Below are 12,692 nucleotides of genomic sequence, written 5' to 3'. Positions count from 1 at the left end.
GCAGAAAAAAAGCACCTGCCTACAAACAGAGGCCAGTGCTTTCTCCTTCCAGACGGTTATTTGTCCCCGAAATTGACCTCGGGTGTTGTCAGTGTGTCATAGAAGTCAACCGCCTTATCTTTATCGGCCGAAGATCGCAGCGCCATTGCCGAGCGGGGATGCTCGTCCAGCGTTCCTGTAATCATATACGGAATGATATAGCCCCACTCTTCCTTCTCCCGCAGAGGGATCATCAGGTTCTCAATGATATCCAGAACAGGCCGGAGCGTATAATTCGTATTCTTCAGATGGGTAACCAGCAGCTCTGTAGGACAGTTGCCTGCGGCGCGGCCCATTCCATAACAGGAAGCATCCAGCAGCTCTACCCCCTTCTCGGCTGCAATCAGCGTATTGGAGAAGGCCAGCTGAAGATTGTTGTGGGTATGCACACCGAGCCGCTTCTCCGGAAGATGTGTCTTGAACTTCTCTACCAGGTAATGAAAGTCATTATGATCCAGGCTGCCGTAAGAATCCACGATATAGACTACATCAACTACGCTCTCACGGATCTGCTCGAAGGCTTCCAGCAGCTCATTCTCCATCACATTGGACAGGGCCATAATATTAATGGTCGTCTCATAGCCCAGGTCATGGAAGGTCTGCACCAGCTGAAGGGCCTTGTCCACATCCTTGCTGTAACAAGCCACACGGATCAGATCGAGCATGCTCTCGCTGCGTGGCAGAATATCATTCTCGTCCACCCGGCCGATATCGACCAGAGCCGACAGCTTCGTATGCCCCTTTTGCGGAATGACCTTGCGCAGGAAGTCATCATTCAAAAAGCGCCAAGGGCCTGCACCCTCTGCCCCTTTGAGCAGCTTCGGCGAGTTCTTATATCCGATTTCCATATAATCAACACCGGCTTCATTCAGTCCGGCATATAATTTCTGAACAAATTCAACACTGAAATCCCAGTTATTTACCAATCCGCCATCACGGATGGTACAATCGACAATTTTACTATGATTAGTCTTCACAATCTGTTCTCCCTTCGGGGTATCTCTTTAGTACTATGCTTATATTATCGTTCAATCATACTTTAATGAAGAAGATATTGTAAAGAAAATTTCAGTAATCTTCATATCGATTTTCGCTAACAGAAACAATGACATTAATCACAGAATAAATGGCAGTAAAATGCTACATTACAAGAAATCATTGAGATTGATTATCAGTCTCTTTCGGAGGGATAACAATGGCTCTAACATCCTGCTCCTTGCTGCGTTTGCAACCAGGCACTACCGGCTCCATTCAAAGAATTGAAGGCATGAATCCAATTTTGCGCCGCCGTCTGGCCGATCTGGGAGTATCTGAGGGTGTAATGATCCGTCTTAAGGGCAAAGGGCCGTTCATGGGTCCGATTACGCTTGAATGTAACGGTCAGCTATTTGCTATCCGGCGGAAGGAAGCATCTATGATAGAGGTGAAGGTATCATGAGCTCCATTGCACTTGTGGGGAACCCCAACACCGGGAAAACCTCGCTGTTCAATACCCTGACTTCCTCCTACGAATACGTAGGGAACTGGGCAGGCGTTACGGTTGAGAAAAAAATCGGCAGTCTGAAGAACGGAGCCGGGAAGCTCATCGATCTGCCTGGAATCTACTCCCTTCACCCCCTCTCCCGTGATGAGGGCGTAGCCGCACAATATCTAATCGAAGAAACCCCTGAAGCACTTATCAATATTGTCGATGCCTCGCAGTTGGAACGAAACCTGCTGCTTACCCTGCAACTGTTGGAGTATGGCAAGCCGACGATCCTCGGACTGAATATGACCGATGTTGCCAAGGCGCGCGGCATTCAGGTGAACCCCGACATTCTTTCGGAACAGCTTGGTATTCCCGTGCTGCCGCTGATTGCCCGGACAGGCAAAGGAACCGGTCAGGTGCTTAGCGTGCTGGAGCAGCCTTCCCATATCCCGCCTGTTACCTTCCAGTTGAATTATGGAGAACTCGCTGAAGAAGCCATAGCCTCCATTGTTACACATTTGCAAAAGATCTCTGGTCTGCCTAATCTCCGCTGGGTTGCTCTCCAGCTGCTGGAGCAGAACCCGGTAATCCTGGAGCTGCTTGAGAAGCGGACGGATATTTCCGGCTTGCTGCTGATTGCAGATACCGCTCAGACCCGGCTGCAGCGGGATAAGCTTGCACTCACTCTTCCCCAGTGGATTCGCTCGGTCCGCATGGACTACATCCGCAAGGTGTGCGCTGAAGCGATAGACTCCACCCTGCAAAAACCGCATAATCTGACCGAACGTCTGGATTCCATCCTTACCCACCGTTTTCTCGGACTGCCCCTGTTCATCCTGTTTATGTATGCCATGTTCAAAACTACCTTTGACTGGATTGGCGGGCCGTTGTCAGATCTCTTGGATGGCTTCATCGGCGGTCAGCTCAGCGATTGGACGAATTCGCTGCTGGGGGCCATCGGAGCTTCGGAATTCACGCACGCACTGATCGTTGATGGTCTCATCGGCGGTGTGGGCGGCGTGCTCGTATTTGTCCCGCAGATATTCATCCTGTTCCTGATGATCTCCTTCCTGGAGGATTCCGGGTATATGGCCCGTGTCTGCCTGCTGATGGACAGCACGATGGAACGGATGGGACTGAACGGCAAGGCCTTCATTCCGTTCATTATCGGCTTTGGCTGCAACGTACCGGCGATTATGGCGGCCCGAAGTATTGAACAACCCAAGGACCGGATGCTGACGACACTGCTTATGCCGCTGATGTCCTGTTCTGCCCGGCTTCCAGTCTATCTGCTGTTCGCAGCCGTCTTCTTCCCTGCCCAGCAAGCTGCAGCTGTACTCTCTATGTATGTCATGGGCGTTGTATTTGCCCTGGTTCTGTGTAAGTTCTTCTCCAAGTATCTGTTCAAGAATGAGGCGTCTATCTTCATTATCGAGCTGCCTCCTTACCGGATGCCGCAGCTCAAGACACTGAGCCGCAGCACCTGGGAGAAGGGCAAGGGCTTCCTGCGCAAAGCAGGGACCATCATCTTGGCCGGATCGGTCCTGATCTGGCTGATGTCCTACGCTGGTCCTGGCGGCCTCAATGTGGACATGGATCACTCCTTCCTGGCCAAATTCGGCGGCTTCATTGCCCCGCTGCTGCAGCCGCTCGGCTTCGGAACATGGCAGGCGGGATCAACTCTGGTGCCCGGCTTCCTCGCGAAAGAGGTTGTGGTCTCTACCATGAACATCATCTACCATGCTCCGGATACAGCGGGACTGGAAGGCCAGATTGCATCAGTCTTTACACCGCTTAGCTCGATCAGCTTCATGGCCTTTATCCTGCTCTACATTCCTTGCCTGGCCACTGTCGGCGTTATCAAGAAAGAGACTGCGTCCTGGAAATGGACATTCTTCTCCATGGGTTACTCTCTGGTATTGGCCTATGCGGTGTCACTGGTGATCTATCAAGGAGGACGTTTGCTCGGATGGTCGTAGCCCCGCAGCAAGTCCAAGTTATTAAGAGAGGAAGCGATGACGGCAATGATCGTTAATATTGTGATTGTGGCACTAATATTCGGGTATTCCGGCTGGATAATCTACCGCCATGTGCAGAAAGGCAAGCAGGGGGCCTGTGCGGGCTGTGACAAGGGCAAGACCTGTCCCGCAGCAGCGATGGATTCACCTTTGTCCTGCGGCAGTGCTTCGCTGGGCAGCAAGCGCTAGGATGCAGTTCTAGCGGATACAGACTTAGTATTCTTTCGTTTAGAAACCTTGGCATGCGGGTATGTTAGTTATAAGCTTTTAACAACCAGACTATTGCCAAGGAGGAATAACCATGAACACCAAGAAGACTTTGTTTACGACGGTAGCCTTGGGAGCCGCCTACTTGCTGAAGAATAAGAATACACGGGATAAGATTATGAATGGCGTCCAATCCCTGACTGCCCAGATGAAGGCCCGTAAATAGGCTGCTATTCCCGCAGTTATGAGAAGCAGGATTCCAAATGAACAAAGAGCCGCAGGTCTCAGGAAACTGAGAATCTGCGGCTCTTTGTGTCTGTTTGGACAATTCGGTCTAGGCCTCAGGGGAGCGGTGATCTGGTTCAGCCGCAGCGCTCAGCAGATATTCCAGCAAGGTGCGGACCATGATACCTGTGGCACCCTTAGGATTCACACCCCGTTCCGCAGACAGAAAGGCAGTCCCTGCAATATCCAGATGCACCCACGGCAATCCCTCGGCGAATTCTCCGATGAACAGCCCCGCCGTGCTGGCAGCTCCATATCGTCCGGCAGCATTGCGGAGATCCGCAACCTCGCTTGTCAGCATCTCCCGGAATTCAGGATAGGCAGGCAACGGCCAGATGTGCTCCCCTGACAGCCTTGAGGCTGCCAGAAGCTCTTCCAGGAATGCTTGATCATTCGTTACTGCCCCTGTAGCCACATCTCCCAGAATCGACACCACAGCTCCTGTCAGCGTAGCTACGTCAATGATCCGCTGTGCGCCCCATTCCCGGGCATAGGTGAGCGCATCTCCCAGAATGATCCGTCCCTCCGCATCAGTATTGATGATTTCGACCGTTCTTCCACTGAGGGTAGTAATGATATCGCCCGGTTTATAAGCATTCGCTGCCGGCATATTCTCTGCCGCCGGAATCAGCATGACCACATTGACCTTGGGACGCAAATGCCCCAGCGCATCGATAACCGCCAGAACGGCTGCGGCCCCGGCCATGTCACTGAACATGCTCTCCATGCCCGGTGCCCGCTTCAGGGAGATACCCCCGGTATCGAAAGTGATTCCTTTGCCGACCAAGCCCACTGCGTTCTCCCATTGATTCGTCCCCTGATAGCGAATAACAATCATGCGGGGAGGATTCACACTGCCGCTGCCGACCGCAAGCAAGCCGCCCATTCCCTTAAGCGCAAGCTCCCGTTCATCCAGTACTTCAGCCGGAAGCCCGTGCCGCTGTGCAATTTCGATGGCAGCCACTGCAAGACCCGAAGGAGTCAGCAGATTCCCCGGACGGTTGGTCAGATCACGGGCAAGGTTGGCAGCCTCCCCGAAAGCCTTCCCCCGCTTGATGCCTTGTCTCCAGGCTTCCTCGTCTGCTGCTTCGCTCTTGCCTTCCGTAAGCAGATGTACCGTATCTATACCCGTATAGGCTGCCTGGTCCAGCTTATAGTGTCTTCTGCGGTAAGACCCCAGGACCAGCCCTTCCGCGATGGCCTGGCCGGCCTGCTCCGCCTTCAGCGCCCCAGTCAGCCCGCCCGGTACCGCCAATATCTGCACAACCAGCGTAGCGGCCTTCAGTCTATAAGCTGCCCTGGCGGTCTGCGCCATCAGCTGCCGCAGCTCGTGCATACCCATCTGGCCCTTTCCGCTTCCGGCCAGAATGACCACAGGCTGCTCAGGCTGCTCCATTACGGGCAGTATATACACTTGCCCTTGTTTGCCGCTGAACAGGCCCGCAGCGGACAATAGGCTGACTCTCGCGGCCCAATCTGCCGGAAGTCCTTCTCCCTGTGCCTGTGCCTCTGAGATGATTAGACATACAGCATCTCCTTGCGGTGAAGCTTTACCGGCATCACTGCTCCATTCAAAGATCAAACTTCATCCCTCCGACTAACGCAGATAAGGCTGATCTCCCGCACTTGTTCGTGCATCGCAGGAATCAGCCCTTACATATTAATTATAACCCGTATGCACTCCACCGAGAACAAAGAGCTTAAGATAGCATTAGTGAGTAAGCGGAAGCGAAATGACGAACCGGGTTCCTTCATTCAGCCGGCTGCTGACCGAGATGCAGCCGCCATGATTCTTGATGATCCGGTCACTGACGGAAAGTCCGAGTCCCGTCCCATTCTCCTTCGTAGTGAAGAACGGATTGAATAGTCTGTCAAGCGTGCAGATATCCATTCCCTTACCGTTGTCAGAGATGAAGATGCGCACCTCTGTTCCTTCTTTACGTGCACCTACCTCAATCCGGCCTACAGAATCATCCACCCGCTCCGAGATCGCTTCCATCGCATTTCTGATCATATTCAGCACAACCTGCTTCATTTGCTTAATATCCCCTGAGATGACTAGGTCCTCCTGGAGCACCTGCAAGTTGATCTGGCAGCCCTTCATCAGCGCCTCGCTCTCTGTCAGCAGGACCACTTCCTTCAGCAAGGCAGAGACAGGAATCATGCTGATCTGCGGCACAGAAGGCTTGGAGGAAGTCAGAAATTCATGAATAATGTCATTGGCACGGTCAATCTCCGCTAATATAATCTTCGCATATTCTTCTTTGCCGAGCAGATGCAGATGGGGATGAAGCAATTGGATGAACCCCCGGATAGCCGTCAGAGGATTGCGGATCTCGTGGGCGATGGAGGCCGATAACCGGCCCAGCATGGCCAGGCTGTCGTTCTGGTAGGCCGTCTGTTCAATCAGCTTGTAATCGGAGATCTCTTTGAATGTGAACAGGTAGCTGCCCTTCATTTCCTTTCCGCTGGACAGGGTTGCGCGCCAGTACCGTCCATATTCATCCACAAATTCATAGCTTGGCTTACCTTTGAGCACCATTTCACGATAACTCCTCAGCACCTGTTTCTTCTTGAAGCGGCTGAGCTGAATATGGGATAACAGATGATGCAAGGTGCAGCCCAGAAGAGAGTGACGGTTAAGCTCCAGAATGCCGTACATCTGCTTGTTGACGAAAGTCAGCACACCCTCATCATCAAAAAGCAGAATCCCGCTGTCGATGTGCTCCAGCACATCCTCAAATGTGGTATCCATCGGACCAGATTGAAACGTTCTTGCCGATAATAGCAAGCTTTCCTGATATTGGCTTATCACGATACGAAGTTCCCCCTTTTACTGCAATTGACGAAGACGCTTAAGCGACATCAAATTACTATGTATCTGAGTATATGACGAAGCCGCCAGAACATTCGAAAATCGTATTGTATTATCCAACCGTTTCAACTATATTCCAATCATATCCAAGAGAAGAAGACAACGCAATCAGAGAATCTGTCGAATGGCAAAAATATTCTTAAAATGATTCTTAAGACACATTTAAGTGGGAGGGGAATGATTTATTTCCTGCAAATACATTGAAAAGAGCCCCCGCCAGGCGGCGGGAGCTCACTGATTTATAACATGATGGTGGCAGGATCAAGACAGATATTCAAGCCTTCTGCTGGAGCCGGTGACGCCGCTGGCTCATGACAGCCAGACGCTTCTTCAGCTCACGTTCCCATTTGGAGTCGCCGATCTGTTTGGCAACCGCCAGCAGGTCCAGCGACATATCGATCTGGCTGCGTATGATCGCGAGCGGGTCCTCGCTCTCCATATTGATGACGTTCTCGAAGATCGCTTCCTCTTCCTCCATCACATAATCCTGGAAATCCACATCCGTGACGCCGTCGCCATGGGCATATTCCGCCAGAATTTCATATTCATTCTCGACTTTGTAATGTACCTCTACCCGGTGGCATACCGGACAAAAAAGCAGGGGAACATTATGGACTTGCGTGCGATAATGCTTTAGGGTCCCCTTCGTTCCAACCATACTCGCTCCACAGCAAAAGCTCATTTTTGTTCACCCTCCTTGAGTGTTGTCGTTGATTTGATTTCCTATTATTATATTACAAAACAGCGGGAGAGATTCCTCTCCTTACAAGCTATATATTAACCTTTATGCCCATTTTCAAACGTCATTCCATATCTCAAGTGGAAACGGCTTTGCCGTCCTTTTAAAGGACGGTACCGTTTCAGCGAGAAAGATAAGGATAATTATAGCGCGAAGCATATACATTCTTATCTGTTTACAAAAAACCTCCTTGAAGGGAATAATGCTTCCCGCAAGGAGGTCCTCTTAGTATATCAAAGATCGCGGTTCATGAGGCCCGGAAGCTTACAGGTTCTTGTCGCCTGGCTTCCAGTTCATAGCGCACAGCCCGCCGGATTGGAGAGCCTGCAGCACACGCAATGTCTCTTCAACGCTGCGGCCCACATCGTTATGGTTAACAACCTGATACTTCAGTTCACCTTCAGGATCGATGATGAACAGTCCGCGCAGCGCAATGCCTTCTTCTTCAATCAGGACGCCATAATCGCTGGCAACCTTCTTCGTGATATCAGAAGCCAGAGGGAAGTTGATCTGGCCAAGACCGTTCATATCCTTAGGTGTAGACAACCAAGCCTTGTGGCTATGGATGGAGTCGATGCTCACACCTAGAATTTCTGTATCAAGCTCTGCGAAATCTGCAGCAGCATCACTCAGGGCTGTGATTTCAGTTGGACATACGAAGGTGAAATCAAGCGGATAGAAGAAGAATACAAGCCATTTGCCGCGATAGTCGGACAAGCTTACCTTACCGAAATCCTTACCGTCGCCTGTTACTGTCTCCATGAAGAAGTCAGGAGCGGGTTTACCTACCAAACGTTCTGCCATTGCTTAAATCCTCCTTTTGATTATGTAAGAAAAACAGCTACCGGACCGTTGCCGGATGCAATATGCTTTTCTTGATTTTATTGGATGGTTACATTCTTACGGGTACAGACCAAATGTTATCATCGTACAAAATCAAAGTCAATATTACATTGATTACTTTTTTATAATAATTATAAATAAGCAACATTTTGTGAAGTTTTTCTTCATTCTGCGTCAAAAGGGATACATGTGGTAGAACTAGGCTTTGCGGATAGCGGCTACAATCAGGTCGCCCATCTCTGTGGTGCTGATCGCCTTGCTCTTATCAACTGCGATATCGCTCGTGCGGTGACCGGCATCCAGTACCTCCGCAACTGCGGCTTCAATGGCTGCGGCTGCATTCTCGTAGCCGAAGGTCATACGGAACATCAGTGCAAGCGACAGGATCGTAGCAATCGGGTTCGCCAGCCCCTGTCCGGCAATGTCAGGCGCGGAGCCGTGAACCGGCTCATAGAGGCCGTAGCTGCCTTCTCCCAGTGAAGCGGAGGCCAGCATACCAATGGAGCCTGTCAGCATCGCTGCTTCATCGCTCAGGATATCACCGAACATATTCTCAGTCACGATGACATCGAAGCTCGAAGGACGGCGCAGCAGCTGCATCGCACAGTTATCCACCAGCACATGCTCAACTTCAACCTGCGGATATTCCGGCGCCAGTCTGTTCACCACTTCACGCCACAGACGGGAGGTCTCCAGAACGTTGGCTTTGTCGACACTCGCCAGCTTGCCCCGGCGCTTCCCGGCAATCTCGAACGCCTGGCGTACGATCCGTTCCACTTCAGTGACGTTGTAGACACAAGTATCTACCGCTTCTTCCCCATGCTCACCTTGACGGCGCAGCTTGTCCCCAAAGTAGATCCCGCCTGTCAATTCACGCACGACCATCAGGTCTGTGCCTTCCAGGACCTCCGGCTTCAGCGTCGAAGCATCCTTCAGACAATCGAAGACCACCGCCGGACGCAGATTGGAGAATAGGCCAAGCGCCTTGCGGATACCGAGCAGTCCGGTCTCTGGACGCAGCTCCTTAGGATTGTTATCCCATTTCGGTCCGCCTACGGCTCCAAGCAATACGGCATCGGCGCTGCGGCAGATCGCAAGCGTATCCTCAGGCAGCGGAGTTCCGCGTTCATCAATGGCGATTCCGCCGAACAGGGCGTGCTCTGTTTCAAATGTATACCCGAACAGCTCTTCCGTTCTTTTCAATACCTTTTCCGCTTCCGCCACAACTTCAGGTCCGATACCGTCCCCGGCAATTACGGCGATTTTTTTGACCTCGCTCATTCCTGTCACTCCTTAGGTAGTCCTGCTGGTCGCAGACATAGTTCTTCTGTATATTGTTGTATCATAACGAAGGACAAAGGACAAAGATATAGATTCTATCACGTTCATAGATATAGCCTATAAGTGAGACAAATCCCTAATTTGCCCTTGTCCCGCCAATTGATTACAATTAATGGGTAGGTGAAATTATCGGATCTCTAATCATATGGAAGAGGAGTGATCTCAAGATGCAATACGCGAAGCTTGGCAAGTCTGGTATGAAGGTAAGCCGCCTCTGTCTGGGAACGATGAACTTCGGTCCCATCACCGACGAGAAGGAAGCCTTCCGGATTATGGATGCGGCGCTGGACGCGGGAGTCCAGTTTTTTGATACCGCCAATGTGTATGGATGGGGTGAGAACTCGGGTCTGACCGAGACTATTATCGGCCGCTGGTTCAAGCAGGGCGGCGGACGCCGTGAGAAGGTTGTCCTGGCGACCAAGGTCTACGGGGCGATGAGTGACAAGCTGGATGGACCCAATGATGAAGGCGGCCTCTCCTCCTACATTATCCGCCGCCATCTGGAGGGCTCCCTGCAGCGTCTGCAGACCGATCACATCGAACTCTACCAGATGCACCATATCGACCGTAACGTGTCCTGGGACGAGCTGTGGGGCGCCTTTGAGCTTGCGGTCAGCCAAGGCAAGATCGGCTACACCGGCTCCAGCAACTTCGCCGGCTGGGATATTGCCGTTGCCCAGCAGGAAGCGAAGGCCCGCGGATTCCTTGGACTGGTATCCGAGCAGCATAAATACAGCCTGACCTGCCGTCTGCCGGAGCTTGAGGTTCTGCCTGCGGCGCAGCATCTGGGCCTCGGCATTATTCCGTGGAGTCCGCTTGACGGAGGGCTGCTGGGACGCAATGCGCTGAAGAAGATCGAGGGCAGCCGCAGCGGCGGCAACGCGGAGCGTGTGGAGCAGCACAAGAAGCAGCTTGAGGCCTTTGCGGAGCTGAGTCTGGAGCTGGGCGAGCCGCAGGATAATATCGCACTGGCCTGGCTGCTGGCCAACCCTGCCGTAACAGCGCCAATCATCGGACCGCGTACGCTTGAGCAGTTCGAGAGCGCGCTGCGCAGCCTGGAGGTCGTTCTGGACGAGTCCGTGCTGAAGCGTCTGGACGAGATTTTCCCCGGACCCGGCGGTGCGGCTCCGAAGGCTTATGCCTGGTAATCAGAACTAACTGGCTGCAGCCTGCATAACCTCCCGATAACATTTCTTCTCTTACAATAAAGAGCTGTTCACCGGCATAACGTATCCGGTGAACAGCTCTTTATGCTTCTATGTCTTTTATTGCGCCGTATCCACTGTTATAGAACCATTGCTGGTGGACAAGGTGACCTCATGGGTGCCTTTTCCAAGTACAGCCGTTCCATGGTCCTCATCGTCGCCGCCCCAGTCCACGTTGCCTTTAAGTGATCCGTTACTGGTATCTGCCGTAATCTTGGCATCCGTTACCGCCGGAAGACCCAAGACAATCTTGCCGTTGCTGGATTTCAGTTCCCATGCACCTGTGATTGCCGAATTGACTGTAATCTTGCCGTTGCTGCTTCTGGCCGACACAGCGCCGTCAATATTCCCCAGCGTAATCGCACCGTTCGAGCTAACCAGGTCTGCTCCGCCCTGTACATTCTTTACCGTCAGCGTGCCGTTGCTGCTATGAGCCTTCACCCCTCCGGAGACATCATGGATATCCATCGTTCCGTTGCTCGTATCCACATTAATGCCTGCGGCCAGCCCCCCGGCTTCGATGGAACCGTCACTGGTCTCTACCTGAGCGGCCAGATTCTGCGGAATGCCGACATTCAGATATGGCGCATTGTTATTAAAGCCGATCTGGATATTGGAGAGCCAGCCTGAATCTCCTTCCAGCTCCATCACAAGCGTGTCGCCCTCGGTCGTCACTTTCCATTTACGCTCCAGAGCACTTGCTGCTTCATTGTCTGTATTGCCCGGCAGCTCCAGCTTTCCTTCATACGTCAGCGTGCTCCCATCCACACCCTGGAGCTTAACCTTGCCTTGAGGCAGATCAATCCGCACATTCTTAATCTCCTGCTTCACTTCTACCTTCCCGTTCACCGGCACCAGCTTGGTATTGCCGAAGATACTGCTCAGCGAGCCTCCGGCCAGCACCGTCTGTGCCCCGCTTGCCGCGATAAGCACAATGATCAGCAGAATGGCCCAGCCGCTTACGCGGCTTTTGACATCTGATTTAATGAAGAGCCTAAGCAGCATCTCCAGGCCGAACAGGATAAGCAGGGCCGGCCAGATATAACCCAGCACATCGTACGTGATTACACCATATTGAGCCATGACTACAATAACGCCTACTATTATGCACCCTATTGCGGCGGTAAAGCTGCCGATTTTCCATCTCCCCATCGTTTAATTCCCCATTTCACTATACTTTTGAATTATTCTTCAGCATTCTGAATCCATACCCGATCAAGGCAAGCGACAGCAGAATCGCTCCGATGTTCATATCGTTCAGGAGCTCCCACAGTGCAGGAAATGCGGTGATGAGCAGCAGCAGGATGCCCGCGATCACACACCCTATACCCACCCACACCGGATTCACATCATCATGCGGATACATCGGGGGCGCAGACATTCCCATCGACCAGGGTGCTCCAAAGCTATCCGGATGAAACATCATCCGCTCATGCTCGGCAGCTGACACCTTCATCCAAGCCGCCTTTTGCAGCGCATCGAATAATTGATAGAACCAGAGCGCCGCAAGCGCGAACGGAAACACGGCGGGCATGGACGGAATGAATATAATACAGAGCGATGCTCCAATCATATACTCCAGACCCATTTTTTTAAAGCCCAGATACATGTGGCCCAGTCCCGGAACCATAGCCAGGAGAAACGTGAGCCAGCGTCTTTTCTTAATCATATG

General features: G+C 52.1%; 13 protein-coding genes. 5 read left to right on the top strand and 8 right to left on the bottom strand.

Annotated features, from left to right (window positions below; translation table 11 throughout):
• Window positions 1-56 precede the first annotated feature (56 nt).
• Window positions 57-1,016 carry an aldolase catalytic domain-containing protein gene (locus J2Z70_RS16050; protein ID WP_209874765.1) on the bottom strand — a complete coding sequence of 320 codons (960 nt, stop codon included), beginning with the start codon at window positions 1,014-1,016 and terminating at the stop codon, window positions 57-59.
• A 218-nt stretch (window positions 1,017-1,234) separates the two neighbouring features.
• Between J2Z70_RS16050 and J2Z70_RS16045 the strand changes: the two genes are divergently transcribed.
• The 4 genes from J2Z70_RS16045 to J2Z70_RS33670 all read left to right on the top strand — a co-directional run bounded on the left by J2Z70_RS16045 (window position 1,235) and on the right by J2Z70_RS33670 (window position 3,958).
• The gene (locus tag J2Z70_RS16045) at window positions 1,235-1,477 is read left to right on the top strand and encodes a FeoA family protein (RefSeq protein WP_036696155.1); all 243 of its coding nucleotides are present in this window, start codon (window positions 1,235-1,237) and stop codon (window positions 1,475-1,477) included.
• A complete protein-coding gene (gene feoB, locus J2Z70_RS16040) occupies window positions 1,474-3,486 on the top strand; it encodes a ferrous iron transport protein B (RefSeq protein ID WP_209874762.1) in 2,013 nt (670 codons plus the stop codon). Before J2Z70_RS16045 ends, feoB begins: the two co-directional genes overlap by 4 nt.
• A gap of 36 nt (window positions 3,487-3,522) precedes the next feature.
• Window positions 3,523-3,714: a FeoB-associated Cys-rich membrane protein gene (locus J2Z70_RS16035; RefSeq protein WP_339254387.1), complete on the top strand. Its 192-nt coding sequence runs from the start codon at window positions 3,523-3,525 to the stop codon at window positions 3,712-3,714.
• A gap of 112 nt (window positions 3,715-3,826) precedes the next feature.
• Window positions 3,827-3,958 carry a hypothetical protein gene (locus J2Z70_RS33670; protein WP_256707444.1) on the top strand — a complete coding sequence of 44 codons (132 nt, stop codon included), beginning with the start codon at window positions 3,827-3,829 and terminating at the stop codon, window positions 3,956-3,958.
• Between the two features lie 108 nt (window positions 3,959-4,066).
• Here J2Z70_RS33670 and J2Z70_RS16030 read toward each other — a convergent pair whose 3' ends face one another.
• From J2Z70_RS16030 to leuB, 5 genes are all read right to left on the bottom strand, one after another.
• Window positions 4,067-5,599, bottom strand: coding sequence for a leucyl aminopeptidase (locus tag J2Z70_RS16030; RefSeq protein WP_245368282.1), 1,533 nt, complete (start codon window positions 5,597-5,599; stop codon window positions 4,067-4,069).
• A 129-nt stretch (window positions 5,600-5,728) separates the two neighbouring features.
• On the bottom strand, window positions 5,729-6,832 hold the full coding sequence (locus tag J2Z70_RS16025; protein ID WP_209874759.1) for an ATP-binding protein: 1,104 nt from the start codon (window positions 6,830-6,832) through the stop codon (window positions 5,729-5,731).
• Window positions 6,833-7,166: 334 nt separating this feature from the next.
• Window positions 7,167-7,574, bottom strand: a complete 408-nt coding sequence (locus J2Z70_RS16020; RefSeq protein ID WP_036727687.1) for a hypothetical protein — start codon at window positions 7,572-7,574, stop codon at window positions 7,167-7,169.
• Between the two features lie 321 nt (window positions 7,575-7,895).
• Window positions 7,896-8,435, bottom strand: a complete 540-nt coding sequence (locus tag J2Z70_RS16015) for a peroxiredoxin (protein ID WP_036727686.1) — start codon at window positions 8,433-8,435, stop codon at window positions 7,896-7,898.
• A 237-nt stretch (window positions 8,436-8,672) separates the two neighbouring features.
• Window positions 8,673-9,755 (bottom strand): 3-isopropylmalate dehydrogenase, encoded by a 1,083-nt coding sequence (leuB, locus tag J2Z70_RS16010; RefSeq protein ID WP_036727684.1) that lies wholly within the window; start codon window positions 9,753-9,755, stop codon window positions 8,673-8,675.
• A gap of 227 nt (window positions 9,756-9,982) precedes the next feature.
• On the opposite strand from leuB, the gene J2Z70_RS16005 reads away from it, so the two are divergent.
• Window positions 9,983-10,963: an aldo/keto reductase gene (locus J2Z70_RS16005; RefSeq protein WP_036696143.1), complete on the top strand. Its 981-nt coding sequence runs from the start codon at window positions 9,983-9,985 to the stop codon at window positions 10,961-10,963.
• A 117-nt stretch (window positions 10,964-11,080) separates the two neighbouring features.
• On the opposite strand, the gene J2Z70_RS16000 is transcribed toward J2Z70_RS16005, so the two are convergent.
• The gene (locus tag J2Z70_RS16000) at window positions 11,081-12,172 is read right to left on the bottom strand and encodes a LiaF transmembrane domain-containing protein (protein ID WP_209874757.1); all 1,092 of its coding nucleotides are present in this window, start codon (window positions 12,170-12,172) and stop codon (window positions 11,081-11,083) included.
• Window positions 12,173-12,191: 19 nt separating this feature from the next.
• Window positions 12,192-12,689 (bottom strand): hypothetical protein, encoded by a 498-nt coding sequence (locus tag J2Z70_RS15995; RefSeq protein WP_209874754.1) that lies wholly within the window; start codon window positions 12,687-12,689, stop codon window positions 12,192-12,194.
• Window positions 12,690-12,692 lie beyond the last annotated feature (3 nt).

It is taken from the genome of Paenibacillus silagei (assembly GCF_017874735.1).
Taxonomy (GTDB): domain Bacteria; phylum Bacillota; class Bacilli; order Paenibacillales; family Paenibacillaceae; genus Paenibacillus_AQ; species Paenibacillus_AQ silagei.
The sequence above is the reverse complement of the archived record's forward strand: the minus strand, read 5'-3'. Positions and strand labels throughout refer to the sequence as shown.

Excerpts from the sequence above, each read along its gene's own strand:
- J2Z70_RS33670 (WP_256707444.1), top strand. The coding sequence starts at position 3,827 with ATGAACACCAAGAAGACTTTGTTTACGACGGTAGCCTTGGGAGCCGCC.
- J2Z70_RS16005 (WP_036696143.1), top strand. The coding sequence starts at position 9,983 with ATGCAATACGCGAAGCTTGGCAAGTCTGGTATGAAGGTAAGCCGCCTC.
- feoB (WP_209874762.1), top strand. The coding sequence starts at position 1,474 with ATGAGCTCCATTGCACTTGTGGGGAACCCCAACACCGGGAAAACCTCG.
- J2Z70_RS16015 (WP_036727686.1), bottom strand. The coding sequence starts at position 8,435 with ATGGCAGAACGTTTGGTAGGTAAACCCGCTCCTGACTTCTTCATGGAG.
- J2Z70_RS16020 (WP_036727687.1), bottom strand. The coding sequence starts at position 7,574 with ATGAGCTTTTGCTGTGGAGCGAGTATGGTTGGAACGAAGGGGACCCTA.
- J2Z70_RS16000 (WP_209874757.1), bottom strand. The coding sequence starts at position 12,172 with ATGGGGAGATGGAAAATCGGCAGCTTTACCGCCGCAATAGGGTGCATA.
- J2Z70_RS16035 (WP_339254387.1), top strand. The coding sequence starts at position 3,523 with ATGACGGCAATGATCGTTAATATTGTGATTGTGGCACTAATATTCGGG.
- J2Z70_RS16045 (WP_036696155.1), top strand. The coding sequence starts at position 1,235 with ATGGCTCTAACATCCTGCTCCTTGCTGCGTTTGCAACCAGGCACTACC.
- leuB (WP_036727684.1), bottom strand. The coding sequence starts at position 9,755 with ATGAGCGAGGTCAAAAAAATCGCCGTAATTGCCGGGGACGGTATCGGA.
- J2Z70_RS15995 (WP_209874754.1), bottom strand. The coding sequence starts at position 12,689 with ATGATTAAGAAAAGACGCTGGCTCACGTTTCTCCTGGCTATGGTTCCG.